The 26296-nt window shown below is 66.6% G+C and carries 20 protein-coding genes; 12 read left to right on the plus strand and 8 right to left on the minus strand.

Annotation, left to right across the window (positions count from 1 at the left end; genetic code table 11):
- Positions 1-4: 4 nt before the first annotated feature.
- Together IB234_RS13615 and IB234_RS13620 are read right to left on the minus strand one after the other, a co-directional pair.
- Entirely contained in the window at positions 5-907 is a 903-nt protein-coding gene (locus IB234_RS13615) for a TauD/TfdA dioxygenase family protein (protein WP_192318486.1), read from the minus strand.
- A 37-nt stretch (positions 908-944) separates the two neighbouring features.
- Positions 945-3299, minus strand: coding sequence for a TonB-dependent receptor (locus IB234_RS13620; RefSeq protein WP_192318489.1), 2355 nt, complete (start codon positions 3297-3299; stop codon positions 945-947).
- A 318-nt stretch (positions 3300-3617) separates the two neighbouring features.
- On the opposite strand from IB234_RS13620, the gene IB234_RS13625 reads away from it, so the two are divergent.
- The 3 genes from IB234_RS13625 to IB234_RS13635 all read left to right on the plus strand — a co-directional run bounded on the left by IB234_RS13625 (position 3618) and on the right by IB234_RS13635 (position 6783).
- Positions 3618-4541: a LysR family transcriptional regulator gene (locus IB234_RS13625; protein WP_192318491.1), complete on the plus strand. Its 924-nt coding sequence runs from the start codon at positions 3618-3620 to the stop codon at positions 4539-4541.
- Positions 4542-4665: 124 nt separating this feature from the next.
- Positions 4666-5802: an FMNH2-dependent alkanesulfonate monooxygenase gene (ssuD, locus tag IB234_RS13630; RefSeq protein WP_192318493.1), complete on the plus strand. Its 1137-nt coding sequence runs from the start codon at positions 4666-4668 to the stop codon at positions 5800-5802.
- A 207-nt stretch (positions 5803-6009) separates the two neighbouring features.
- Positions 6010-6783 (plus strand): substrate-binding periplasmic protein, encoded by a 774-nt coding sequence (locus IB234_RS13635; RefSeq protein WP_192318496.1) that lies wholly within the window; start codon positions 6010-6012, stop codon positions 6781-6783.
- Positions 6784-6908: 125 nt separating this feature from the next.
- Here the strand turns inward: IB234_RS13635 and IB234_RS13640 are convergent, their stop codons facing one another.
- From IB234_RS13640 to IB234_RS13655, 4 genes are read right to left on the minus strand one after another with little or no spacing between them, the layout of a single operon-like run.
- The gene (locus IB234_RS13640; protein ID WP_192318498.1) at positions 6909-7391 is read right to left on the minus strand and encodes a copper chaperone PCu(A)C; all 483 of its coding nucleotides are present in this window, start codon (positions 7389-7391) and stop codon (positions 6909-6911) included.
- Positions 7388-8914, minus strand: a complete 1527-nt coding sequence (locus tag IB234_RS13645; RefSeq protein ID WP_192319093.1) for a PepSY domain-containing protein — start codon at positions 8912-8914, stop codon at positions 7388-7390. The genes IB234_RS13640 and IB234_RS13645 overlap by 4 nt, the downstream gene beginning before the upstream one ends.
- A 15-nt stretch (positions 8915-8929) precedes the next feature.
- Complete coding sequence (locus IB234_RS13650; protein ID WP_192318500.1) at positions 8930-11077, minus strand: TonB-dependent receptor; 2148 nt, start codon at positions 11075-11077, stop codon at positions 8930-8932.
- Between the two features lie 54 nt (positions 11078-11131).
- On the minus strand, positions 11132-11527 hold the full coding sequence (locus IB234_RS13655; RefSeq protein ID WP_192318502.1) for a DUF2946 domain-containing protein: 396 nt from the start codon (positions 11525-11527) through the stop codon (positions 11132-11134).
- 192 nt (positions 11528-11719) lie between these two features.
- Here IB234_RS13655 and IB234_RS13660 point away from each other — a divergent pair, with 192 nt between their 5' ends.
- From IB234_RS13660 to zapE, 3 genes are all read left to right on the plus strand, one after another.
- Positions 11720-11986 (plus strand): type B 50S ribosomal protein L31, encoded by a 267-nt coding sequence (locus IB234_RS13660; RefSeq protein ID WP_192318504.1) that lies wholly within the window; start codon positions 11720-11722, stop codon positions 11984-11986.
- A gap of 132 nt (positions 11987-12118) precedes the next feature.
- Positions 12119-14230, plus strand: a complete 2112-nt coding sequence (locus tag IB234_RS13665) for a TonB-dependent receptor (RefSeq protein ID WP_192318507.1) — start codon at positions 12119-12121, stop codon at positions 14228-14230.
- A gap of 103 nt (positions 14231-14333) precedes the next feature.
- Complete coding sequence (gene zapE / locus IB234_RS13670; protein ID WP_192318509.1) at positions 14334-15437, plus strand: cell division protein ZapE; 1104 nt, start codon at positions 14334-14336, stop codon at positions 15435-15437.
- A 4-nt stretch (positions 15438-15441) separates the two neighbouring features.
- On the opposite strand, the gene sfnG is transcribed toward zapE, so the two are convergent.
- Both sfnG and IB234_RS13680 read right to left on the minus strand, forming a co-directional pair.
- Entirely contained in the window at positions 15442-16395 is a 954-nt protein-coding gene (gene sfnG, locus IB234_RS13675) for a dimethylsulfone monooxygenase SfnG (RefSeq protein ID WP_192318511.1), read from the minus strand.
- A gap of 19 nt (positions 16396-16414) precedes the next feature.
- Entirely contained in the window at positions 16415-17473 is a 1059-nt protein-coding gene (locus tag IB234_RS13680; RefSeq protein ID WP_192318514.1) for an ABC transporter substrate-binding protein, read from the minus strand.
- Positions 17474-17783: 310 nt separating this feature from the next.
- Here IB234_RS13680 and IB234_RS13685 point away from each other — a divergent pair, with 310 nt between their 5' ends.
- From IB234_RS13685 to IB234_RS13710, 6 genes are all read left to right on the plus strand, one after another.
- Positions 17784-19364, plus strand: coding sequence for an ABC transporter permease (locus tag IB234_RS13685; RefSeq protein WP_192318516.1), 1581 nt, complete (start codon positions 17784-17786; stop codon positions 19362-19364).
- The gene (locus IB234_RS13690) at positions 19361-20209 is read left to right on the plus strand and encodes an ABC transporter ATP-binding protein (RefSeq protein WP_192318518.1); all 849 of its coding nucleotides are present in this window, start codon (positions 19361-19363) and stop codon (positions 20207-20209) included. Before IB234_RS13685 ends, IB234_RS13690 begins: the two co-directional genes overlap by 4 nt.
- A 19-nt stretch (positions 20210-20228) precedes the next feature.
- Positions 20229-21902 (plus strand): arylsulfatase, encoded by a 1674-nt coding sequence (locus tag IB234_RS13695; RefSeq protein ID WP_192318520.1) that lies wholly within the window; start codon positions 20229-20231, stop codon positions 21900-21902.
- A gap of 1 nt (position 21903) precedes the next feature.
- The gene (locus tag IB234_RS13700) at positions 21904-22968 is read left to right on the plus strand and encodes an ABC transporter substrate-binding protein (RefSeq protein WP_192318522.1); all 1065 of its coding nucleotides are present in this window, start codon (positions 21904-21906) and stop codon (positions 22966-22968) included.
- On the plus strand, positions 22949-24556 hold the full coding sequence (locus IB234_RS13705) for an ABC transporter permease (protein WP_192318524.1): 1608 nt from the start codon (positions 22949-22951) through the stop codon (positions 24554-24556). Before IB234_RS13700 ends, IB234_RS13705 begins: the two co-directional genes overlap by 20 nt.
- 66 nt (positions 24557-24622) lie before the next feature.
- Positions 24623-26242, plus strand: coding sequence for an arylsulfatase (locus tag IB234_RS13710; protein WP_192318526.1), 1620 nt, complete (start codon positions 24623-24625; stop codon positions 26240-26242).
- The last annotated feature ends 54 nt before the right edge of the window (positions 26243-26296 follow it).

Genomic DNA, 26296 nt, shown 5'->3' on the forward strand with positions numbered 1-26296 from the left:
CTCCTCAACCTTTGCGGGTGGTCTGGCTGCGGCGGCCATCGATGCTTACCGGCACGTCGCCGGCCAGGGTCACGCGGCGCACGATGCGGTCCTGCTGGCCGTAGTCGTCGACGGCGTAGTGCTGGGTCGCGCGGTTGTCCCAGATGGCTACGTCGCCCTCGGTCCAGCGCCAGCGCACGGTGTTCTCCAGGCGGGTGACATGGCCCTGGAAGATGTCGAACAGGCGCTGCGAGTCATCACGCGACAGGCCCTTGATGCGTTTGACGAAGTGGCCGAGCAGCAGGCTGCGCTTGCCGCTCACTGGGTGCACGCGCACCAGAGGGTGCTCGGTCTCGTAGACGGTGGAAGCGAACACCTTGCGGTACTCCTCCAGCTTGGCCAGCTCGACATTGGGGCGCACGCCGGCGTAGTCGTACTCGTTGCTGTGCACGGCCCAGAGCTTGTCGGCCAGTTCGCGCAGCTCCGGCGAGAGGTCCTGGTAAGCGGCCTCGGTGTTGGCCCAGACGGTGTCGCCACCGGACTTGGCGGCCACCACCGAGCGCAGGATCGAAGCCTTGGGATAGGCGTCGACGAAGGTCACGTCGGTGTGCCAGGAGTTGGCGCGCTGGCCCTGGGCACCGTCCAGTTCGAGCAGATAGTGGGTGCCTTCGCGCACCGGCACGGTGGGATGCGCGATCGGCTCGCCGAGCAGCTTGGCGAAGGCCTCCTGGGCCTGGTCGTCGAGATGGTGCTGGGCGCGGAAGAACAACACCTTGTGCTCCACCAGCGCGGCCTGGATGGCCTCGATGGTGGCGGCGTCCAGCTCAGCGGACAGGTTGATGTTGCGTATCTCGGCGCCGATACGGCCGGCGACCGGGTGGATGTCGAGTTGGATTACAGGTTGTACGGCGATTGCGGCATTGCTCATGGTGTCTCTCCTTGAGGTTTGGCTGTGCGGCAGCCGGTCAGAAGTCGTAACGCAGGGTCACGCCGGCGGTGCGCGGCTGGCCCACGGAGGCGGTGTAGGCGCCATTGGTCATGGCGAAGGCGGTCAGGTAGTAGTCCTTGTCGGTGGCGTTGCGTACCCAGATCGAAGTGTCCAGCTCGCCATCGCCAAGGTCGGCGCGCACACCGGCGGCCAGGTTGAGCAGGCCGTAGCCGTCGATCTTCGAGAGGTCGGAGTTGTCCAGCGTGCCTTCGGCCTCGGAGCGGTAGGAGTAGCCGGCGTTGACGTACGGACGCAGGCCGCCATCAAGCTGCCAGGCGTACTCGCCGTTGAAGTTGCCTATCCATTTCGAGGCGCCGACCACGCGCTCGCCGGTGAGGTCGCAGACGGCATTCGGGGTCACGGTGTTCACCTCGCCCGGGCACGGCGCGTTCTCGAAGCTGAGGTAGGTGACGTCGTTGTAGGAGCCATTGAAGTTCAGGGTCAGACCGCGGATCGGCAGATAGGTGGCCTCGAACTCCACGCCGCGCGAACGCACGCTGCCGGCGTTGGCCAGCACCGACACCGGTGTCAGCGAGCCAGCCGGGGTGGTCAGCGTGGTGGCCTGGTAGCCGTGGACGCCGGTCCAAAAGATGTTGGTGTTGAACAGCAGGCGGCCGTCAGCCAGGGTGCTCTTGAAGCCCAGCTCGGCATCGTTGGCACGCTCCGGGCCGACCACCAGCGAGTCGGCGCCGAAACCGGCGACCGGTGCCACCAGATTGACTCCGCCGGACTTCTCGCCGTGGGCCAGGCTGGCGTAGCCGAGCAGGTCGTCGCTGAACTTGTAGCTCAGGCTGACCAGGCCGGAGGGTGCGGCGTTATGCAGGCCGAAGTCACCGGTATCCAGGGCACCCATCTGGCGCTGGCGAATGGCGTCCAGCGCTGGCGGTAACGCCGCACCACCGTCCGGTTGCAGGCGATGGATGCGCGCAGTCTTCTCCTCGTAGGTGCCGCGTACGCCGACGGTCAGGTCGAGCCTGTCGGTGAGGTGCCAGTTGCCCTGACCGAACAGGGCGAAGCTGTCGGTCTCGATCTTGCCGTTGGTCTGGGTACGGGTGTCATTGAAGATCCCGAGGTTAGCGCCGGTGAGGAACAGATCGGCGTAGGGACCGAAATCCTGGATGGTCTTGTTGCCCAGGTTCTGATTGAACAGGTAGGCGCCTACCACGTAATCGAAGCTGCCACCGGTGGGCGAAGCCAGGCGGAATTCCTGGGAGAACTGCCGGTCATGCACTTCCACACCACTGTGGGTGAAGGCCTCGACATCGGTGAGGTCCGCGTCGTTGCGCGGGATGAAATGCCAGTAGCGGTAGCCGCTGATGGAGGTGAAGGTGTAGCCGCCGTCGAGGTTCCAGTTGGCCTCCAGCGAGCTGCCGCCCTGCCATACGCTGACCGACTGCACGCCGTCGATGTTCACTTCGCGCTTCTTCGGGTCGTACTGCGGGTTGGCGCCGATCAGCGCGGCGCGCTCGCGGAAGCGGTCGGTGACGCCGTACAGGGCCCACACGCCATTGCTGGATTTCTCCTGGTTGTAGTCGGTGATCCAGCGCAGGCTGAAGTCGTCGTTCGGCTCGAACAGCAGCTGGCCACGGGCGCCCTCACGCTCGCCGCCGACGAAGGTGCGGCTGTCGTGCTGGTTGTCGATGTAGCCGTCGTCACGGGTGCGGTAGGCCGACAGGCGCCCGGCCAGGGTCTCGGTCAGCGGCCCGGAGACGGTACCCTTGCCCTGGAACAGGCCGCGCTCGCCACCGGTGACCTCGACGTGGCGCTCGGGAGTGAAGGTCGGCTTGCGGGTGCTGATATTGATCACCCCGGCCGTGGTGTTCTTGCCGAACAGGGTGCCCTGCGGGCCCCTCAAAAGCTCAAGCTGCTCGACGTCGAGCAGGTCAAACACGGCCATGCCCGGGCGGCCGAGGTAGATGTTGTCCAGATAGATCCCGGCGCTGCCTTCCAGGCCGTCACTGGCCGGGTTGTTGCCGATGCCGCGCACCGCCACGCTGGACTGGCGCGCATGGATATAGGCGACGTTGACGCTCGGCAGCACCTGCTGCAGGTCCTGCACCTTGTAGACCTTCTGCTGCTCCAGGGTGGCGCCGCTGAGGGTGGTGATCGGCGTCGGCACATCCTGCACGTTCTCCTCACGGCGGCGGGCGGTAACGGTGACCTTGCCCAGCGCCACGTCCTCTTCAGCACTCGGCGTGGGGGCCGTCTCTTCGGCCAGCACATGGCCCGGTGCGGCCAGGGCCAGCAGCAGGGTCAGGGCGTACTCGGGGGCGGCCAGGCGTTGCAGCGAGAGCGGTCTGGCGATGGGTTGCGGCGTTCGGAGATGACTCATGAATGGGTTCCTTGGCTGATCGCCCGCCGCCGGATTCAGGCAGCAACGGGCCGCATCGCACACGCAGGGCGATGACGAAGACGGTTTGGAAAAATCGCGGTGAGCCGAGGTCGGCTCAGTGGCGGGTCAGCGACAGCGACACCGCATGACAGGCATTCGCATGGTGTTCCCCCTGGGTTGCTTGGCCATATCCATATTCCATTTAGATCTATTTTTATTAATTTACTTTCATTGACGGAATAAGAGCCTGCATTTAAAACCAGCACCCAGGGGCGCACAAATGCCTTCGCCCTATATTTTCAATGCCGGGAACGCATCATGGATCTGCGCCAACTCCGCTACTTTCTCGCCCTCCACGAGCACCGCAGTTTCGTGCGCGCGGCCGATGCCATGGGCATCACCCAGCCGGCCTTCAGCCGCAGCATCCAGGGCCTGGAACATGAACTGGGCTGCGTGCTGGTGGACCGCGGCAGCAAGGACCTGCGCCCCACGCCGGAAGGCCAGGTGGTGCTGCAGCACGCCCTGGCCCTGGTGCGCGGCGCCAGCAACCTGAGCCACGAAATCACCCAGATGACCAAGCTGGACGCCGGCGAGCTGCGCTTCGGTTGCGGCCCGGCGCTGGCCGCACGCCTGGTGCCGGATGCCCTGCTGGAATTCATGCAGCGCTACCCGCGCATTCGCGCCCGCTTCGAGGTGAACAACTGGGAGAACCTCAGCCGCAGCCTGGGACGTGACGAGATCGAATTCTTCATCGCCGACATCCGCCACTTCGAGGCTGACCCCAGCGTACAGACCCAGGCCCTGCGCCCACGACCGGGACTGTTCTTCTGCCGTCCCGGCCATCCGCTGCTGATCAAGGAAAGCCTGTCGACCAACGACCTGTTCGACTACCCGCTGGCCGCCACACGCATCCCCATGGGCGCGCGCAAGGCACTGGCCAACCTGAGCGGCAAGACCAGCTTCGAACCGCAGCTGGAGTGCGAGCACTTCCCCATGCTGGAAGAGCTGGTAAGGCGCAGCGACGCCATCGGCGTGGCCACCCATGAAGCTGTCAGCGAACCACTGCGACGCGGCGAGCTGGTGCAACTGCACCTGCGCAACCTGCCCAGCAACCTGGACAGCCTGAGCGCTCGCTGCGGCATCGTCACCCGCACCGGCTTCCGCCTCTCCTCGGCGGCCAGGGCGATGATCGATCTGCTGACGACGCTCGACGGGCAGCAGACGGAGACAGTCGCCGCATGAACCTCACACCCGCCGCGCCAGTGTCCTGGGGCGGCAGTCACCCATACCAAGAGAAACCCATGCCACGCGTGCATCCCACGGGCCACAACGCCCATCAATTGACGATGGCAAAGAGGACAACACAATGAGTCTGGATATTTTCTGGTTCCTGCCCACCTCGGGCGACACCCGCTACCTGGGCCACTCGGCCAGCGGCCGCCCGGCGACCAACGCCTACATGCGGCAGATCGCCGTGGCTGCCGACCAGCTCGGCTACGACGGCCTGCTGATCCCCACCGGCGCCAGCTGCCTGGACCCCTGGGTGACCGCCGCCAGCCTGGTGCCGGTGACCCAACGGATCAAGCTGCTGGTGGCGCTGCGCACCTCGCTCGGCAACCCCACGGCCTCAGCCCGCCAGGCGGCCAGCCTGGACCAGGCCAGCGGTGGCCGCCTGCTGCTCAACGTGGTGCCTGGCGGCGACGCCACCGAACTGGCCGCCGACGGCGTGTTCCTCAAGCATGACGAGCGCTACGAGGCCTCCGACGAGTTCCTCACCATCTGGCGCCGCCTGCTGCAGGGTGAGACCGTCGACTTCGAGGGCAAGCACCTCAAGGTCGAGGGCGCGCAGAACTTCTTCACTCCGGTGCAGCAGCCCTACCCGCCCCTGTACTTCGGCGGCTCCTCACCGGTCGCCCACGAGCTGGCGGCCAAGCACGTGGATGCCTACCTGACCTGGGGTGAGCCGCCGGCCGCCGTGGCCGAAAAGATCGCCGACGTGCGCGCCCGCGCCGCCAAGCATGGTCGTACGGTGCGTTTCGGCGTGCGCCTGCACGTGATCGTGCGCGAGACCAATGAAGCTGCCTGGGCCGCCGCCGATGAGTTGATCAGCCACCTCGACGACGACACCATCGCCGCCGCCCAGGCCAACTACGCCAAGATGGATTCGGTCGGTCAGCGACGCATGGCCGAGCTGCACGGCGGCGACCGCAGCAAGCTGGAGGTCGCACCCAACCTGTGGGCCGGTGTCGGCCTGGTCCGTGGTGGTGCCGGCACCGCCCTGGTCGGCGATCCCGAGACCGTGGCCGCACGCCTGCTGGAGTACGCCGATCTGGGCGTCGACAGCTTCGTGCTGTCCGGCTATCCGCATCTGGAAGAGGCCTACCGCTTTGCCGAGCTGGTATTCCCGCTGCTACCCGGCAAGGGCAAGGTGACGGTAGATAGCGCCTTCACCGGTGGCGCCTTCGACATCCGCGCCGGCAAGGACAAAGGCCAGGCGGCGTAAGCACATCGATTGGCAGCGTGGCCCTTTTCCAGGCCGCCAACGGCTTGCACGCCGCCCCGCTGCTGTCGCCATCGATGCGAAACGAGACCGCGCCACCGAAAGGCATCCGCTGCATCTGCTAGCCTGCCCGCTCACTTCCGGTCGTCATCGATCTGCCATACCGGCGCTTCAGACTGGTGACCGTTTACCAAGGGGTTCGGAGTGGGCATGAAGTATCGCAGCTGGTTGTATGGCTGCGCTCTGTTACTGGGGTGCTGGTGTACGGTAGGTGTCGCGCAACCGCTGCGCGGCGGCGGCACACTCTGGCCGCCCTTCAGCTACGAGGATGACCAAGGCCATGCCAGGGGCATCGCCGTCGATATCGTCAGCCAGGTGGCCAAGCAGAACGACCTGCAGATGGAGTTCGTGTTCTACCCCACCAACCGGCTCAACCTTCTCCTCGACAACGGCAACCTCGATCTCAACTACGCCGATTCGCCCTTGTGGAACGGCCCGCAGGCGAGCCAGCGCTTCGTCTACTCGCAGCCCTACCTCACGGTTCGCGAGTACCTCTACTTCCTCACCCAGCACCCCGATCGGCGCCAGCCGCTGGAGCAGCTGAACCAACTGCGCGTCGGCACCGTGCGCGGCTACAGCTACCCGCTGCTCGACGAAGCCGTGAACGGCGGCCGCCTGAGCAAAGTGGAAACATCGGACGATGCCGTGCTGCTCGATCTGCTGTTGCTGGGCCGGGTGGATGCGATCGCCATGGTCGATGACGTGTTCGTCAATCTGTTGGCCGCCCGCCAGCTCGGCGCGGAGCGGTTCACCCGCAGCGCGCAACTCAGCGAGGCGCCCCTGGTGATCAAGCTGCAATTGCGCCACGCAGACCGTCTGCCGGAGGTGAACACGACGCTGCGCAAGATGATGGAGAGCGACGAGGTGGCACGCATCCGCCGCGCCTATCTGGGCAATGCGGCAGACGTGGCGGATGGTCGCTGAGAACTAGCAGGAGCTTGGGCGAGCAGCTCGACGGATAGCCATACCCAACAGCGGGCACCGGCGGGGTGGCAGACCGCTCTCTGGACATCGGCCGAGCGGTCTGCCTTCGCTCATCTCCCGGCGCCTCAATGCCCCTGGTGATGCATTGTCCTATTCTGATTCCCCGGGGCCTCGCGCAGCACGGGTACCTCCAGCTGTACCTTGCCGGCCTGCTCGAAGTTCAGCGTCAGCGGGAAATGCTCCCCGCTGGTCATCGGTCTGGGCAGATTGAACAGCATCACGTGGTAGCCCATCGGTGCGAAAGCCACCTCACCCTTGGCGGGAATAACGACGCTGGGGACCTGCTGCATCTTCATCAGTCCGTCCTTGTGCAGGTGCTCATGCAGCTCGGCCTTGCCGGCAGCGGGCGTTTCCACGCTGAGCAGGCGATCGGCGTTGTCACCGGTGTTCTTCACGGTGAAGTACACCGCGGCGGTCGGCGCGGTCGGCGGCATCTCGCGCGACCAGGGTGCATCGATGTGCAACGTGCCGGTGTCGTGTTGGTGGGCGGTAGCCAGCAGCGGTGTGCTCAGCAGCGCGGCGAGCATGAGGGCTTGGCTCAGCTTCATGGTGCTTCTCCTTGCAGGGTACGAAGACGTGGGTGATTAGTGTGCTTGGCTTTGCGATGTTTGTGCCGGGTACGCAGGCGGCGCCAGCCGAGGACGACTCCCGTTAGACTGATGGCCAGGCCACCCATGCTGAAGGCGACCATCAGCGTCTCGCGCAGCATCGGGCGCTCAAGAAGCGGTTGCCAGTCCCAGCTGTGCAACAGGTTGAACAGCCAGCGCTCGATGCGCTGACGTCTGCCGAGCTGCTCCAGCAATGCGCCGCTGTATGGGTCGATGTGCACCCAGGTGGCTGCCGCATCGTCGAAGCGCACACGCAGCACCGGCAGAGGCTTGCGCTGGTGGCCGTACATGCTCTGCTCGGCACGGGCGTAGTAGTAGAAGTCGTAGTCGGTCAGCCATTCTACCTGCGCCGAGGTGCCGGGCAGCAGCGCATGAGCGGCCTGCTCCAGGGTGGCGTCTGGCAGGCGTGGCCAGGCCTCCGAGTCCACGCCTGGTGGCAGGATGCGGCTGGCGCCACTGCCATCATAGGCCACCCTGTAGACCTGTCCGCCGACAGGCTGCCAGTGCAGCTCGCGTGGTTGGATACCGGCCTCGCGCAGGTGCCGCAACGTGTCGCCCGGAGACTGCGGGTCACTTCGCGCGGTCAGCAGCGTCCCTTGGTATGCCGACGGGTTCAGAGTGGAGGGCGCGAACAGCTGCCAGGGACGCATGGACATCAGGCCACTGAAGATCCAGGCGATCAACAGGGCGCCGAACAACAGGCCGCCAATATGGTGCCAGCGCGCGAAGAGACCGCTGTAGGGCGAGCGCGAGCCGCTACGGTAAGGCCGCGAGAAACGCCAGCGCAGTACGCCGATCACCTGGCCGAGCAGCGCCATCAGGGTGCCGGCCAGTGCCAGGTAGATGACGATCTGCGCCCACCAGGGGCTGTCACGCAGCGGGTACAGCCAGTGCAGCCAGGCCCCCAGCCAGTTCCACACACGCTCGGTGCGAGTGGCATCGCGCACCACCACGCCGGTCTGGCTGGAAACATAGAGCAGGGTTCCCTCGGCGTCGTTCAGCTGCACGCGGTGCAGCGGCCTGTCCGGATCCAGGGCGCGGGAGCGGGTCCAGGCGTCTTCCATGATCTGCCCCTGGTACTGCATGACAGCCGTACCGCCATACTGGCCGGCGCTGGCCAGGGCCGCCTGCACGGAGCTACCGTCCACCCGGCGGCCGCTACGCGCGTCCACCGCACGCCGACCGCCATCGGCGTAATCGAACAGGTAGCGCGGCGTACCAGCCACGCTGCTCAGCCGTGCGCGCAATGGCGGGTCGCTGCGTCCGCTAGCGGCCAGCGCCTCCCCCAGGCTCACGCAGCACCCGCTGGCGGGCAGCGGCGGCAGGTGTGCCAGATGCTCGCTTGGGGTCAGCTTGGGATAGCCGACGAACAGCATGACCACTCCGGACACAAACCACAGAGCCATGAACAGGCACAGGACTATGCCCAGCCAGCGGTGCCAGAGGTACAGATAGCGCTTGATGGCCATGCACGATCCTCAGAAACGGCTGTCGACGGCGACTTCGAAGGTCCTTGGCGCGCCCATGTAGTACTGACTGCCGTAGGCCTGCTTGGCGTACACCTCATCGGTGAGGTTGCGCACGCGCGCGGTGACGGCGGAGTGCTCGTCAAGCCGGTAGCGAGCGAATGCGCCGTACAGGGTGTAGGCCGGTGCCTCCACAGAGTTGGCGTTGTCGGCGAACACCGAGTCGACATAGCGCACGTCCACACCAGCCGCCCAATCCGAGGTGATGTCGTAGGTAAGCCAGAGGTTGGCGACATTGTCCGGCACGTTGATCGGCGTATTGCCCTTGCGCGATACCGATACGCCTCCCACTGCCTCGTTGAACTCGTCGTATTCGGCATCCACGTAAGCGTAGTTGGCCTCGGCCAGCAACTGCGGAGTGATCTGCAGCTTGCCGGCCAGCTCAATGCCGCGCGAGGTCTGCTGGCCGGCCTGCACGGTGAGGTTGGGGTTGCTCGAATCGCGTACGGCGAAATCGCGCCGCACGATCTGGTACAGCGCCACGGTGGCCGAGCCCCTGCCCTCGAGGAAGTCGAACTTGCTGCCCGCCTCCCACTGCTCGCCCTCGGACAAATCGAACAGGCCGACGTTGGAATAGGTAGCAGACGCCAGCGAACCAGCCGGCAGGTCGGCCGAGGTACTGTATTGCAGATAGAGATTCGCCGATGGAGTCAGGTCGTAGACCACGCCGAGACGACCACTGAGCGGCTCCCAGGTACGTTCGAAATAGGCCGGACTGGTGGGAGAAACCGCTCCGTAATTGGTCACCTCCATTTGCAGATGGTCGTAGCGCAAACCGCTGAGCAACGACAGGCGCTCGGTGAGCATCAGACGGTTTTCCAGGAACATTGCCCCGGTGGTGATCTCGTGGCGGCGCTGCTTGTGCAGGCCGGCGTTGACCCCGGGTATGTCGTAGAAGCTGCCAGGGTCGAAATGATCCGGGTCCACGCTGTCGCTCCAGCTGCTACCTGTCGGGTGCAGGGTCTGGCGCATGCGCGAATAGTCCACGCCCAGTGACCACTGGCTAGCGAGACCGAACAGCTGATTGTCATGACGTAACTCGAGGCGGTTGCCGAGTACATTCTGGTCGTGGCGCTGCAGGTAGGCACCAGAGCGGGCGACGTCGCCGGCGGCGTTGTAGCTGTAGGTCTCGATGTTGCGATAGTCGCGCTGGGCGTTGTAGTGGTAGAGCGTGTTCTGCAGGCTGGTGGCATCGCCGATATGGTAGTCGGTGATCGAGCGTACCCAACGCACACGCTGCTCGTAACGACCGTCGCCGGCGTTGTAGTTCTCGAAGCGGCGACTCTTGTCGATCTTCATGCTGTCGCGGCCGGGCAGTACCGGCGAGCCCCAGTAGGGACTGTCCTCGCGATCCTCCAGGTATTCGATCGCCAAGGTGTGGCTCAGATCCTGGGTGAAGTCGCTGAGCAGGGAGAAAGCGAAGCTGCTGGTCTCGCGTTCGTTGCGGTCGATGTAGCCATTGCCGTTGCCACGGCTGAAGTCCAGGCGCACGAAATGATGGGCATCCTCCTCGTCGCCCAGCGCCTGGTTGAGGCCGAACGATACTTCCGACTCATCGAAACTGCCGTAGCGCAGGCGGCCCTCGGCAAGATTCTCGCGGCTGGCGAGCCTGGAGATGTAGTTGATCGAGCCACCCACTGCACCGGCACCATAAAGGAACGTGGACGGCCCGCCGATCAGCTCCACGCGGTCGATCATCCAGGCATCCACCGGGCGGGTGGCGCTGCTGTAGCCCAGGTTGATGCCATTGTAGAGCTGGGTGATCTGGTTCTGGGTGAAGCCCCGGTAGGACACGAAGCCGCCGTAGCCGGGGTTGGCCGAGGCGTTCACACCGGTCATAGCATTGATCACGTCCTGAGTGTCCTTGGCGCCACGCTCTTCGATGATGGTGCGATCGGAGACGCTGACCGAGGCCGGGGTCTCGCGCGCGGTAAGGCCCAGGCGCGAGCCGGTCTTGATCGGCTGGTCGAGTGTCAGGCCGGACGGTTTCTCCCGCTCGCCCTCGATGGTCAAGGCGTCGAGTTTCAGGGGGGCGTGGTCCGCCCATGCGGTGGCGCTGGTGCTCAGCAGGAGCACCAGAGAGGTGTTCTTCAACGACATATCTAGCTTCCAGGCAGAAAGGCTGTGCAGATCCGCAGTGGCGGACCCAGGGCGTCATGCGTGGAAGGAGGCGGGTGAGGCTCGAGGATTGAGGCTATGGCGCAGGAAGCGCGGAGGTGGCCGCGCCCACAGGGTTGCGACAGGGGCCGGGCCGCCGACGGCGGGTAGCAGATCAATGCCCCAGCCCGCAGCGTTGACCGCCACCGAAGCGCCGAACGAAGAGCAGAGTGGGCAATCCATCGCCTGCATCGTGGAGTCGCCGTGGGACGACTCACTCAGATCGATGCTCGGCCCGTTGTCGCCGACCAGCGAGCAGAATCCACCGCCAAGCCCGCTGAGCGAGAGCCCGGAGGCCTGGCCATGATGCAGGCCGCAGGCGAACAGCCCCAGCAGGAGGCTGCAGTACAGCGCCCAGGTGGTCAGCGCGCGGTGGCGGGAGATGAGCTTCATGGAAAGGAATCTAGCACCGGCACAGGGTTGCCGGAAGGCAGGCTGGCGATTTGTCGCATGAGGCGTTCGCAGGCTTCTGCTTTTCCCGGCGCGCATCGTCAACCATGAAGAACGAGGTAAGCGGAACCGGCTATTGAACAGACTTCTTACTTATGTGTATTGTTATCATATAACATAATGAAGGAATTCCCTATGAAGCCCGGTATCCATCCCGTCTATCGCCCCGTTCTGTTTCATGACACCTCTGCGAATGTCTTCTTCCTGATCGGTTCCACCGTAGAGACCAATCGCACTCACCTGCATGAAGACGGCAATACCTATCCCTATGTCGCGCTGGATGTATCCAGCGCCTCCCACCCGATCTACACGGGCCAGCAGCGCCAGACCAAGAGCGAAGGCCGGATCGCAGGCTTCCAGAAGCGCTTCGCCGGCTTCGTATCCTCCGGCGACAAGAGCTGAGCCAACAGGCGAGCTGATTCGAATCAGCACGACCACAAAAAGAAACAATATAACATCTTAAAAAAAACCAATGAGTCCTTCGAGAGCTCATTGATCTGCCTGCCCACTGAAACCCCTAGACATGAGGTCAACATGAATCGTCGTCACCCCCTGGCCTGGGCCATCTCCCTGGCCCTGGCCCCCAGCGCGTCGCTACTGGCCGCCGAAGCCCGGGAGCCAATCCAGCTTGGCTCTTCGGTCATCAGCGCCAGCGCGCTGAACAACACGTTGGCGGAAATGACCAGCCCCGCCGAGGTACTGGAAGGCGAGGAGCTCGTCCAGCGCCGCGAATCCACCCTGGGCGAGACGCTCAACGGCCTACCAGGTGTGCATTCCAGCAGCTTCGGCGCGGGAGCCAGCCGGCCGGTGATCCGTGGTCTGGACGGTGCCAGGGTCAAGGTGCTCAGCGACGGAGTGGACGTGCTCGACGCCTCGACCATCAGCCCCGATCATGCGGTGACCAGCGAGCCGCTGCTCGCCGAGCGCATCGAGGTGCTCAAGGGGCCGGCAACGCTGCTCTATGGTGGCGGCGCCATCGGCGGGGTGGTCAATGTGCTGGACAAACGGGTTCCCACTCATGTGCCCGAGAAGGGCTACGAAGGCGAACTGGAGTTGCGTGCCAACACCGTCGCCAACCAGGGCGCGGGAGTGTTCGGCATCACCGCCGGCACGGGCAATTTCGCGGTGCGCGCGGAAGGCACCAAGCGGCAGGACGATGAATACGAGATTCCCGGCTCGCCGGGCAAGCAGGCGGGCTCCTTCAACGACACCGACAGCTACAGCCTCGGCGCCAGCTTCATCGGCGAGCGGGGTTACCTGGGGCTGGCCTACGGCGAGCAGAACCTGAGCTACGGACTGCTCGCCCACGAGCACGCCGACTGCCACACCCATGGCGTCCGGGACTGGCACTGCGTCGGCGAGGAGGACGGCCACGGCGGGCACGGCCATGACGAAGAAGATGACCATGACCATGACCATGACCATGACCATGACGATCATGGTGACGAACATGACCACGACCACGGCCATGATCACGACCACGCTGGCGTGCCCTACATCAAGATGAAACAGAAGCGCTGGGACCTGCGCGGCGAACTGAACGACCCGCTGCCGGGCTTCGAGCTGGCACGGTTACGGGTCGGCCACAGCAACTACAGCCACGACGAGATCGAAGGCGGCGAAGCGGCCACCCGCTTCAGCAACGACGCCACCGACGCCCGCCTCGAACTGACCCACGAGCCCCTGTTCGGCTGGCGCGGGGTGCTCGGCGGGCAGACCCAGCGCCGCGACTTCCAGGCCTTGGGCGAAGAGGCATACGTACCGCCGACGCTGACCCTCAATCACGCGCTGTTCCTGCTGGAGGAATACAGCGTTGGCGACTGGCGCTACGAGCTGGGACTGCGCCACGAATGGCAGGACATCGATGCCGAAGGCGAGCCCGACACCAATCACAGCGGCACCTCGGTATCCGCCGGCGCGGTCTGGACCTTCGCCCCGGAATATTCGCTGGGCTTCTCCCTGTCGCGCTCCCAGCGCCTGCCTACTGCCGAGGAGCTGTACGCCAACGGCCCCCATGCGGCGACCCGCACGGTCGAGCTGGGCAACGTCGACCTGGACGAGGAAACCTCGCACAACGCCGAGCTGACGCTACGCAAATTCGCCGGCCGAACCACGTTCACCTTCGGTCTGTTCCGCAACCAGGTCAGCGACTTCATCTACGCAGCAGACACCGGTCACGACGTGGGCGGCGGCTATCGCGAGATCGAGTACCGCCAACAGGACGCAGTGCTGACCGGTGCCGAGGGCTCGGTCACCTACGCGCTCACCGACGCCACGGACATCACCCTGTTCGGTGATCACGTGCGCGGCAAGCTCAAGGGCGACGGCGACCTGCCACGCATCCCGGCGGATCGCCTCGGCGTGCGCGTCAACCAGGCCTTCACCCCAGCCGTCAGCGGCGAGCTGGAGCTCTACCGCGTACAGCGCCAGGACGACATCGCCGACTACGAAACCGAGACCTCCGGCTACAACATGCTCGGCGCCGGCCTGAGCTACCGCGGATCGCTGAACGATACCCGCTATCAGCTGTTCCTCAAGGGCAACAATCTGCTGGATGAAAACGCCCGCAACCACAGTTCCTTCATCAAGGACGACATGCTGCTGCCGGGACGCAACTTCACAGTCGGCATGCGCCTGAGCTTCTAGCCCTTCACCGCGGATCGGTCACCTGCAGGGGTGAACGATCCGCGGCTCCCAAATCCCTTCTCACCATGGGCAAGCGCAGCTCATCCGGCTAGAGTGGCGCCCCATGTCCAGCGCTCTGCCTTCCCCTCTCGACGCCTATCGCCAGGCCCTGGCGCGTGGCGAGCTATATCCCGATGCCGCCCAGCAACACGCCGCCGAATGCCTGGAGCTCTGCCGCAGCGAGCTACAGGCCGGGCGTCCTTGCCGGGGTGTTTATCTGTGGGGCCCGGTCGGCCGTGGCAAGACCTGGCTGCTCGACCGCTTTCACGAGAGCCTGACGGTGCCCTCGCGGCGCCAGCACTTCCATCAGTTCATGCGCTGGGTGCACCAGCGCCAGTTCCAGCTCAGCGGCACCGCCGACCCGCTGCGCGCGCTGGCCCGTGAACTGGCGAGCGAAGTGCGGGTGCTGTGTTTCGACGAGCTGTTCATCAGCGATATCGGTGACGCCATGCTGATCGGCGGGTTGCTCAGCGCCCTGCTCGAAGAGGGCCTGGTGCTGGTCGCCACCTCCAACCAGCCACCCCAGCAACTGTATGCCGGCGGCTTCAACCGCGAGCGCCTGCTACCGGCTATCACGGCCTTGCAGGCGCAGTTGGAAGTGGTGGAGGTGGACGGCGGCCAGGACCATCGCCTGCATCCCGGCCAGGCGGTGCAACGCTACTGGATCGACGCGCCCGAGGCGCTGGCCGAGGCCTTCGCCCACCTGGCCGGCAACGGGCCGATGTCGAGTGAGCCGCTGCAACTCGGCCCCCGCCAGTTGCCGGTGGTTCGCCAGGCGCCCGGTGCCGTATGGCTGGACTTCACCACACTGTGCGAAGGGCCCTACTCGGCCCTGGACTTCATGCAGCTGTGCGAACGCTTTCCGGCCCTGCTGGTCGGGGGCGTGCCGTGCCTCTCCGGCGAACCACGCGAAGGCCGCATCGCCCGCGGCACCGAGGATGCTGCCGAGCGTGTGGTTGCCGGTGATCGCGAACTGCCAAGCCTGGCCCCCCACGACGACGCCGTGCGCCGCTTCATCGCCCTGGTCGACGAGTGCTACGACCGGCGCCGCCCGTTGTACCTGGAGGCGGCGGTGCCGATGGAGCAGCTCTACACCCGCGGCTATCTGGAGTTCCCGTTCCGACGTACGCTCAGCCGCCTGCGCGAAATGCAGCAGGCACGCTACTAGCGGCTCAGGCCACCGCCTTCTCCGCGCGGCGCTCCGCCTCCAGCTCGCGCACCAGCGGCAGCACCTGCTCGCCGAAGTACGCCACCTCCTCCTGGAAATGCAGGAAGCCGGAGAGGATCAGATCCACGCCCACCGCCTTGAGCGCGACGATGCGCTCGGCGATCTGCCGCGGCGTGCCGACCAGGTTGGTCTTGAAGCCGTCGTTGTACTGCACCAGGTCCTCGAAGCTCGACTTGGCCCAGTTGCCCTCGCGCTCCGGGCTGGCCGCACCGGCGTTCTTCACCTCGGCGCCGAAGGCGTTGACCGCCTCCGGGTTGGCCTTGTCGATGATCTCCTGCAGCACCGCGCGCGCCTCTTCCTCGCTGTCGCGGGCGATGATGAAGGCGTTCACCCCGATCTTCACCGCATGGCCGTTGGCCGCGGCCTTGGCGCGAATGTCGTCGACCTGGGCCTTGATCCCTTCCACCGTGTTGCCGTTGGTGAAGTACCAGTCGGACACCCGCGCCGCCATGTCGCGCGCGGCGCGCGAGCTGCCGCCCTGGAAGATCTCCGGGTGCGGCTGCTGCAGCGGCTTGGGTTTCAGGGTGTAGTCGCGGAAGCGGTAGAAGTCGCCGTTGAAGCTGAAGTTGTCCTGGGTCCAGATGCCCTTCAGCGCGCGGATGAATTCCTCCGAGCGGCGGTAGCGCTCGTCGTGCTCCAGCCAGTGCTCGCCGATGGCGTGGAACTCGCCCTTGAACCAGCCGGACACCAGGTTGATGGCGATGCGACCGTTGGTGAGCTGGTCGATGGTCGCCAGCTGTTTGGCCGCCAGCACCGGATTCCACGGCCCCGGCAGGATCGCAGCGATCACCTTGAGCGTCTCGGTGGCGGCCAGCAGCGCGTGGCTGATGGCCACCAGGCCACCGCTGACGTTGGGCACCCAGTAGGCGAACTTGATCGGTTGTTGGCTCATGTCCATTTCTCCTGTCGGGTCGGGGTCAGTTGGCGCTCTGCGCCACCACAGCGGTGGAATCCTTTAGCGCCGCATCGAGGAACTTCGGCTCGGCCCAGTCGGCGACCACGAAGCCACGGCGCACCAGACGCTGCTCGGCGGCCAGGTCGACGCTCTGCTGCAGGCGGGCGAGGAAGGCAGCGTCCAGCTGCGGATTGAAGATCTTGTGGAAGCTGGTGCCGTGCAGGTCGTTGGTGAGGATCAGCGTCGGGTAGCTGGCCAGGCCGGAAACCAGCTCGATGTAGGCCTGCTTGTTCTGCTCGTCGCGTAGCCAGGCCACGGCCTTCTGCTGGGCCTTGATCAGGCGGGCGGTGAGCTGCGGGTTCTCGTCGACGAAACGGCCGTGGCCAACGAACACGCCCTGGATGCTGCCGGCGCCACCGAGATCATCGGTGGACAGCGGCAGATCGGCCACGCCGCGAGCCTTGAGCACGATCAGGTTGGACAGGCCCCAGGTAGCGTCGATCTGCTTGGCCGCCAGCGCCGCGTTGGCCGCGTTGAAGTCCAGGTTGATCACCTGCAGGTCACGCTCGGACAGACCCTGGCTGGCCAGCGCGGCGTCGAACGACAGCTGCGAGGCGGTGCCCCGGAAGATCGCCACGCGCTTGCCCTTGAGGTCGGCCAGGGTCTTGATCCCCGAGCCGGGCACCACCCCCAGGTAATGCTTGATGTCGCGCGCGGTGGCGCTGAGCAGGCGGGTGTCCAGGCCATTGGCCTTGCCGATGATGGCGGCCAGGTCGCCGAGGTAGGCGAAGTCCACCTGGTCGTTGGCCAGCGCCTCGTTGATCACCGGGCCGGCACCCTTGAAGAAGCTCCAGGTGATCTTCACGCCGTCGGCGGCGAACTCCTGCTCGAAGATCTGCTGGGTGCGCAGCACGTCGACCACGCCGCCACCGCTGTGCTGGCTGCCGGCGCTGAGGTCGGGCACGGCGATGCGGATTTCCTTGGCGCCGTCCGCCGCCTGCACCGGCGGCAGGTAGGCCAGCAGGCCGATCAGGGCCGGCGTGGCGAACAGCGCGGCAAAGGAATTGAAGAGGCTTTTCATGGCGAGGCTCCTGGTGTGTCTGCCCGGAGCACGCGAAGGGCGCTCCCTGGTGCGGCACTTAGGCATGCTCGCCTTATCAAAAATAAATACTAAAAAATTATTTTTTAATTACTTAAACGCCTAAATCAGCACCGATGCGGCCTGCCCGATAGATGCGCGCGAGGCATAAAAAATATTCAGCAAAGGCATTGGCCGCGACTCCCCCGGGCTTCTTTAAATGACCGCTCTTATCACTCAATCGAATTGATATGAGCTTTTATATGCCTTTAATGCAAAGTGCTTATATAGACCCACGCGGGAGTAGCCGGCGATGAGTCTGAGCGCTTCTCTCCCGCTGAACCCTGCAAGCGTGCGTCCGCGCCTGAGCGGCGAGCGCCTGCTGCCCTGGCTGTTGCCGCTGGCCCTGCTGCTGTTGTGGCAGGCCGCCAGCCACTGGCAATGGATGAGCGAGCAGGTGCTCCCGGCGCCCGAGCTGGTCTGGCAGTCGCTGCTGGAACTCGGCCGTGGCGAGCTGTGGCAGCACCTGGCGATCAGCCTCAAGCGCCTGGCCTGGGGCCTGCTCGGTGGCGTCGCCACGGGCGTCGCGCTGGGTGCCTGGCTCGGCAGCAGCCCGCGGGCCGAGCGCCTGGTCTTCCCCACCTTCGCCGCCCTGGCGCAGATTCCCACCCTGGCCTGGATTCCGCTGTTCATGCTGTTCTTCGGCATCGGCGAGCTGCTCAAGCTGGTGGTGCTGGTCAAGGCCATAGTCGTGCCGGTGACCATCCATACCCTGGTCGGCGTGCGCGATGCCCAGCCGCGACTGCGCGAAGCCGCCGACGCCCTACGCCTGCCGCCACTCCTGCGCCTATGGCGGCTGACCATCCCCGCCGCCCTGCCCTCGTTCATGGCCGGCCTGCGCCTGGCCCTGGCCACCGGCTGGGCCTCGCTGCTGGCGGTGGAGCTGTTGGCCTCCAGCGAGGGCATCGGCTACCTGATGGTCTGGGGCCGCCAGCTGTTCATGCTCGACATCGTGTTCGTCTGCATCCTGATCATCGGCCTGTTCGGCATCGTGCTGGATCGCGGCATCCAGTGGCTCGACGGCCGCCTGCTGCACTGGCCGCATCCGCCTGCCGCCGAATTCCGCCGCGTACCTTCCGGCCGAGGCTGGCAGCGCCTGCAGGCCTGGTACCTGCCGCTGGCCCTGCTCGGTCTGTGGCAGCTGACCTGCAGCGCCGGCTGGGTCGACGCCAATATCCTCGCCAGCCCGGCGCAGGTGGCCCAGGCCACCTGGCAGGGCCTGGCCGACGGCACTCTGCTCAATGGTCTGCTGCTCAGCCTGCGTCGTGCCCTCGGCGGCCTGCTGCTCGGCGGCAGCCTGGGCCTGTTCCTGGGCTTGCTGCTCGGTCTGTGGCGCCCGGCCGAACGCGTGCTCGGCCCGACCCTGTCGGCGCTGCGCCAGGTCGCCATCTTCGCCTGGGTACCGCTGCTCACCGCCTGGTTCGGCCTGGGCGAGCTGGCCAAGCTGGTGTTCGTCGGCATGGCCACCTTCTTCCCGCTGCTGATCGCCAGCCAGCGCGGCATCGCCGCCCTCTCCTCGCAGCTCGACGAAGCCGCCCGCGCCCTGCGCCTGAATCGCCGCCAGCGCCTGCTGCGCCTGGTATTGCCCGGCGCCGCCCCGGCCATCTTCGCCGGCCTGCGCCTGGCGCTGATCTTCGCCTGGCTCGGCACCATCGGCGCCGAGTACTTCATGCCCTCGGATGGCGGCCTGGCCAGCCTGATGATCGGCGCCCAGCAAATGTTTCGCATGGACCAGGTGATGGCCGGAATGCTGCTGATCGGCATCACCGGCGCCCTGCTCAACACCCTCGGACAACTGATCGAAGCGCGCGCCACGCGCTGGAGAACCGCATGAACAGCCTGACCCAACCCGATGCACGCACCTTCCAGGGCCTGCCGCCCCTGCCACCGCTGGTGAGCTTCGCCGGTGTCGGCAAACGTTTCGGCGAGCTGCAGGCGATCAGCGACTTCAACCTGGATATCCGCGAGGGCGAGTCCATCGCCATCCTCGGCTCCAGCGGCTGCGGCAAGTCCACCCTGCTGCGCCTGCTGGTCGGCCTGGATCGCGAGTTCGACGGCCGCATCGAGGTCGCCGGCAAGCCGGTCGAGGGCATCGGCAGCGAACGCGGCATCGTGTTCCAGGAACATCGCCTGTTCCCATGGCTGACCGTGGAGCAGAACGTCGGCCTCGGCCTGGTCAACGAGGGCCTGACCCAGGCTGAGCGCTTCCGCCGCAGCGAGGAATTCATCCAGTTGGTCGGCCTCGATGGCTTCCAGCGCGCCTACCCACACCAACTCTCCGGCGGCATGGCCCAGCGTGTGGCCATCGCCCGCGGCCTGGTGGCCAGCCCACGCATCCTGCTGCTCGACGAACCCTTCGGCGCCCTCGATGCACTGACTCGCCAGCAGATGCAGGAAGAGCTGCTGGCCATCCGCAAGCGCGCCGGCATCACCAGCCTGCTGGTCACCCACGACGTCGAGGAGGCGATCTTCCTTGCCGACCGCGTGGTGGTGCTGGCACCGCGTCCGGGGCGGATCAAGCGCATCGTCGAGATCGACCTGCCGCACCCGCGCGACCGCGCCGGCTACGACTTCCACCAGCTGCGCGCCGAGCTGCTCTATGAGCTGACCGGCGACGGCGACTACCGCGCGCCGCCGCCCCGCGTCGAAGACCTGCCCTTCGCCTCCCTGGCCTACTGATCACCGCACCGAGCATCCCATGAGCAAACGTCCCAACTTCCTGCTGATCGTCGCCGACGATCTCGGTTTCTCCGACCTCGGCGCCTTCGGTGGCGAGATCGCAACACCGCACCTCGACGCCCTGGCCAATGCCGGCCTGCGCCTGACCGACTTCCATGCTGCCTCGGCCTGCTCGCCGACCCGCGCCATGCTGCTCACCGGCACCGACCACCACCTGGCCGGTATCGGCGCCATGGCCGAGTTCAGCGACCAGAAAATCCGCCGCAACCCCGGCTACGAGGGCCACCTCAACCAGCGCGTGGCCGCCCTGCCCGAGCTGCTGCGCGACGCCGGCTACCACACGCTGATCTCCGGCAAGTGGCACCTCGGCCGCACGGCGGAAACCTCCGCCGCCGCCCGTGGTTTCGAGCGCTCTTTCATTCTCGAAGGCGCCGCGCACAACCACTACGACTGGTCGCCGGATGTGCCGCCGCACAAGATGCCGCGCCTGCTGCACACGGTGGAAGGCACCTACCGCGACGGCTTCGAACCAGTCAGCGAGCTGCCCGAGGACTTCTACTCCTCTGACGCCTTCACCGACCGCCTGCTGCAGTACCTCGGCGAGCGCCCGCAAGACGATGAGCGCCCGTTCTTCGCCTACCTGCCGTTCTCCGCGCCGCACTTCCCGCTGCAGGCGCCGGCCGAGCTGATCGCCAAGTACCACGGCCGCTATGACGCCGGCCCGGATGCCCTGCGCCAGCAACGCCTAGCGCGGCTCAAGGAGCTGGGCCTGGTGCCGGCGGACGTCGAGGCGCATCCGGTAGTGGCAGACACGCCGAACTGGGACGAGCTGGACGACGCCGGTCGCCGCCAGTCCGCGCGCGCCATGGAGGTGTACGCGGCGATGGTCGAGCGCCTGGACTGGAACGTCGGTCGCGTGGTCGAGCACCTGCGCGCCACCGGCGAGCTGGATAACACGGTGGTGCTGTTCCTCTCCGACAACGGCGCCGAGGGCGCGGCGCTGGAGGCCATCCCCATCGTCGGCAAGCGCGCCCAGCGTTTCATCGCCAAGCACTACGACAACAGCCTGGACAACCTCGGCCGCGCCAACTCCTACCTCTGGTACGGCCCGCGCTGGGCCCAGGCGGCCACCGCGCCGTCGCGCCAGTTCAAGCTGTTCACCAGCCAGGGCGGCATCCGCGTGCCGGCCTTCATCACCTGGCCGGGCCTGCAGCTGCAGGGGCAGATCAGCCACGAATTTTCCACCGTGATGGACATCGTGCCGACCCTGCTGCAGCTGGCCGGTACCGAGCACCCCGGCACCACTTACCAGGGCCGCGAGGTGCTGCCACTGCGCGGCCGTTCGCTGCTTCCCTACCTGCAAGGCCAGGAAGCGCAGCCGCACAGCCAGGACGAAACCACCGGCTGGGAACTGTTCCGCGCCCGCGCCATTCGCCAGGGCGACTGGAAGGCACTGTACATCCCCAAACCGGACGGCCCGGGGCGCTGGCAGCTGTACCACCTCAAGCGCGACCCCGGCGAGATCCACGACCTGGCCCACGCCGAGCCGGAACGCCTGAACAAGCTGATCGGCCACTGGCAGCGCTATGTCGACGAGACCGGCGTGCTCGACTTCAGCTTCGCCGGGCGCCTGCTGCGCGAGCTCGGTGGCGCCCTGCTGCGTGTCTTCACCCGCCAGCCACGGACGCTCTGAGATGCGTAACAAGCTCCCCGGCCTGATCGCCGCCCTGCTGCTGAGCCTGGCCGGCCCGCTGGCGGCCGAGCCGACACTTGAGGTCATTCGCCTAGCCGTGCCGGACGCCAGTGCCGGGTGCCACCCCAGCAGCGGCACGCCGACCATCGACTACGCCTACACGCAGAAGCTGTTCGAGCAGGAGTTCGCCAAGGACGGCATCGAGATCCAGTGGGCCTTCTTCAAGAATGCCGGCCCGGCGATCAACGAGGCCTTCGCCAACGAGCAGATCGACGTGGCCTTCCTCGGCGACCTGGCGGCCATCATCGGCGAGGCGGTAGGCAACCGCACGCGCCTGCTGGCCGCCACCAGCCGTGGCCTGAATGGCTACCTCGGCGTGGTGCCGGGCAGTGGCAACGACAGCCTGGAAGCCCTGCGCGGCAAGACCATCGGCGTGTGGCTCGGCACTGCCGGGCACCTGTCGCTGGAGGCGGTGCTGGCCAGCCGTGGCTACAGCGACAAGGACTTCCACCTGATCAGCCTGGACAACAGCGCCGGCCTCGCCGCGCTGGCGGCCAAGCGCATCGATGCGGTGTGGAGCGCCGCCGGCGTGCTGGCCCTGCGCAACCGCGGCCTGGCCGAGATTCCGCTGAGCACCCAGGGCGGCGACGGCACCGGCACCATCGCCGTGACCATGCTCGGCGCCAGCGACTTCGTCGAACGCCACCCGGCCATCACCGAGCGCCTGGTACGCGTGCTGGTACAGGCGGCGCACTGGAGCTCGCGCCCGGAGAACGGCGAGGCGGCGGTCGACCTGCTGGTCAAGCAGATCGGCCTGCCACCGGAGCTGATGGCGCAGGAGCTGCAGGGCGAGCCATTGAGCCGGCGCAACTCGCCGCTGCTCGATGACTACTTCCTCAAGCACCTGCAGTACGGCGCCGACGCCGCCTACGCCAAACGTCTGATCCGCAGCCGCGTCGACGTGCACAGCTGGGCCGAACCGCGCTTCCTCGACCAGGCCCTGGCCGAGCTGCAACTCACCGATTACTGGCCACAACGGGAGGCCTATGTCGACCCTTGGCACTGAGCGCTTAGGCGCCCTCCACTCTCTACCTAACCTCAAGCTGCCGCCGGCCCTGCTCGGCCTGGTGGTGCCGCTGGCCTTGCTCCTGCTCTGGTCGCTAGCCTCGGCCAATGGCTGGATGCCCAAGCAGATCCTGCCGCCGCCAAGCCTGGTGTGGCACACCGCGCTGGAGCTGTGGCACGGCGGTGCCCTGGCCCAACTCGGCGTCAGCCTGGCGCTGCTGGCCAAGGGGCTGTTGTTCGGCGTGCTCGGCGGTTTGCTGATCGGCATCGTCACCGGTCTCAGCCGCCGCGCCGAGGACATCATCGCGCCGAGCTTCTACGCCTTCGCACAGATCCCCACGCTGGCCTGGATTCCGCTGCTGATCGTCTACCTGGGCATCGGCGACGGACTCAAGCTGTTCCTGATCTTCAAGGCCGTGGTGGTACCGGTGGCGGTGCATGTGCAGGTCGGCGTGCGTGATGTGCCCGAGCGCCTGCGCGAGGCCGCCGCGGTGCTGCGCCTGCCCTGGTACCTGCGCCTGTGGCGGCTGACTCTGCCGGCGGCGCTGCCGGCCTTCCTCACCGGCCTGCGCCTGGCGCTGATGGCCGGCTGGATGACCCTGATCGCCGTGGAGCTGCTGGCCTCCAGAGAGGGCATCGGCTACCTGATGGTCTGGGGCCGCCAGCTATTCCAGCTCGACCTGGTGTTCGTCTGCATCCTGGTCATCGGCCTTACTGGCTGGCTGATCGATCGCGGTATCCAGGGCCTCGACGGCGCTCTGGTGCGCTGGCCGCGCCCGCCGCTGGCCGCCCATGCCGGGCGCGCGCCGCAACGCGGCTGGGCCTGGCTGGCGACCCAGGCGCGGCGCTGGGCGATTCCGCTGTTGCTTCTATGGGGCTGGAGCTCACTGGTCGCCAGCGGCAAGGTCAACCCGGCGATCCTGCCGTCGCCGCTGGGCATCGTGCAGGCCGGCTGGGCCGATCTGCTCGACGGCAGCCTCAGCGCCGCGCTGGGCTGGAGCCTGTTGCGCAGCCTGCTCGGCCTGCTGCTCGGCAGTGCGGTGGGCATCGCCGTGGGCCTGCTGCTCGGCCTGTTCCGCCCGCTGGAGCGGCTGTTCGCACCGAGCCTGGCCGCCTTCCGCCAGGTCGCGCTGTTTGCCTGGGTGCCGCTGATCACCGCCTGGGCCGGCATCTACGACTTCGCCAAGATCGTCTTCATCGCCCTGGCCGCCTTCCTGCCGGTGTACCTGGCCACCTGGCGCGGCGTGGCCAACCGCTCGGCGCAGCTCGACGAGGTGGCCGACAGCCTGCGCCTGAGCTTCGTCCAGCGCCTGCGCCTGGTCATCCTGCCCGGCGCCGTGCCGTCGATCTTCGCCGGCCTGCGCCTGGCGCTGATCTACGCCTGGCTCGGCTCACTCGGCGCCGAGTACTTCATGAATTCGGGGATCGGCATCGGCAGCTACATGGTCGGCGCCCAGCAGAAGTTCGAGATGGCGCGGGTGTTCGCCGGCATGGTCCTGGTCGGCCTGCTCGGCGCCCTGCTCGCCGCCCTCGGCCTGCGCCTGGAGCGCCTGTCCAGCCGCTGGCGGCAGAGCGGCGCCCCTTCCTGAATCCAGACAACCGCCCGCGTGGCTCGGCCGCGCGGGCCACCTTCAGCACATAGCGAGTTCACAGCCATGTCCAGAACACCTGAACGCCCCAACTTCCTGGTGATAGTCGCCGACGACCTCGGCTTCTCCGACCTCGGCGCCTTCGGTGGCGAGATCGCCACGCCCAACCTCGACGCCCTGGCCCTCAACGGCCTGCGCCTGACCGACTTCCACGTGGCGCCGACCTGCTCGCCGACCCGCTCGATGTTGCTCACCGGCACCGACCACCATATCGCCGGCATCGGCGCCATGGCCGAGGCCATCGCCCCCGAGCAGATCGGCCAGCCCGGCTACGAGGGTTACCTCAACGAGCGCGTGGTGGCCCTGCCCGAGCTGCTGCGCGAGGCCGGCTACCAGACGCTGATGGCCGGCAAGTGGCACCTGGGCCTCAAGCCCGAGCTGGCGCCCCATGCGCGCGGTTTCGAGCGCTCCTTCTCGCTGCTGCCCGGCGCCGCCAACCACTATGGTTTCGAGCCGCCCTACGACGAGAACACCCCAGGCGTACTGAAATCGACGCCGGCGCTGTACATCGAGGACGACCAGTTCGTCGACCAGCTACCCGAGGGCTTCTATTCCTCCGACGCCTTCGGCGACAAGCTGATCCAGTATCTCAAGGAGCGCGATCAGAGCCGGCCGTTCTTCGCCTACCTGCCCTTCTCCGCGCCGCACTGGCCGCTGCAGGCGCCGCAGGAGGTGGTGGCCAAGTACAAGGGCCGCTACGACGCCGGCCCCGAGGCGCTGCGCCAGGAACGCCTGCAACGGCTCAAGCAGCTCGGCCTGGTGGCCGAGGACGTGCAGGCCCACCCGGTGATCGCCCTGACCCAGGAATGGGACAAGCTCACCCCGGAGAAACGCGCGATCTCGGCGCGTACCATGGAAGTGTACGCGGCGATGGTCGAGCGCATGGACTGGAACATCGGCCGGGTGGTCGACTACCTGCGTCAGCAGGGCCAACTGGACAACACCTTCGTCCTGTTCATCTCCGACAACGGCGCCGAGGGCGCGCTGCTGGAAGCCTTCCCCAAGTTCGGCCCGAACCTGCAGAGCTTCCTCGATACACACTACGACAACAGCCTGGACAACATCGGCAACGCCAACTCCTACGTCTGGTACGGCCCGCGCTGGGCGCAGGCGGCCACCGCGCCGTCCAAGCTGTTCAAGGCCTTCACCACCCAGGGCGGCATCCGCGTGCCGGCGCTGATCCGCTACCCGGAATTCACCCGCCAGGGCGGGCAGATCAGCGGCGCCTTCAGCACGGTGATGGACGTCACCCCGACCATCCTCGACCTGGCCGGCGTACGCCACCCCGGCACCCGCTGGAACGGCCGCGACGTGGCGGCGCTGCGCGGCAAATCCTGGCTCGGCTACCTCAGCGGCGAAACCACGGAAGTGCACGACGAAGACACAGTGACCGGCTGGGAACTGTTCGGCATGCGCGGCGTGCGCAAGGGCCAGTGGAAGGCGGTGTACATCCCGCGCCCGCTGGGCCCGGCCAGCTGGCAGCTGTATGACCTGAGCAAGGACCCCGGCGAGACCACCGACCTGGCCCAGAGCGAGCCGAGCAAACTGGCCGCGCTGATCGAGCACTGGGACGACTACGCCGAGGAAACTGGCGTGGTCCTGGCCGCCTCGCCTTTCCAGCTGTAGAACCAGGGAGCAGGTTCGGGCAACGAAAAACCGCGCCCCCAAAGAGGGCGCGGC

This window comes from Pseudomonas sp. PDM16 (assembly GCF_014851865.1).
Taxonomy (GTDB): Bacteria; Pseudomonadota; Gammaproteobacteria; order Pseudomonadales; family Pseudomonadaceae; genus Aquipseudomonas.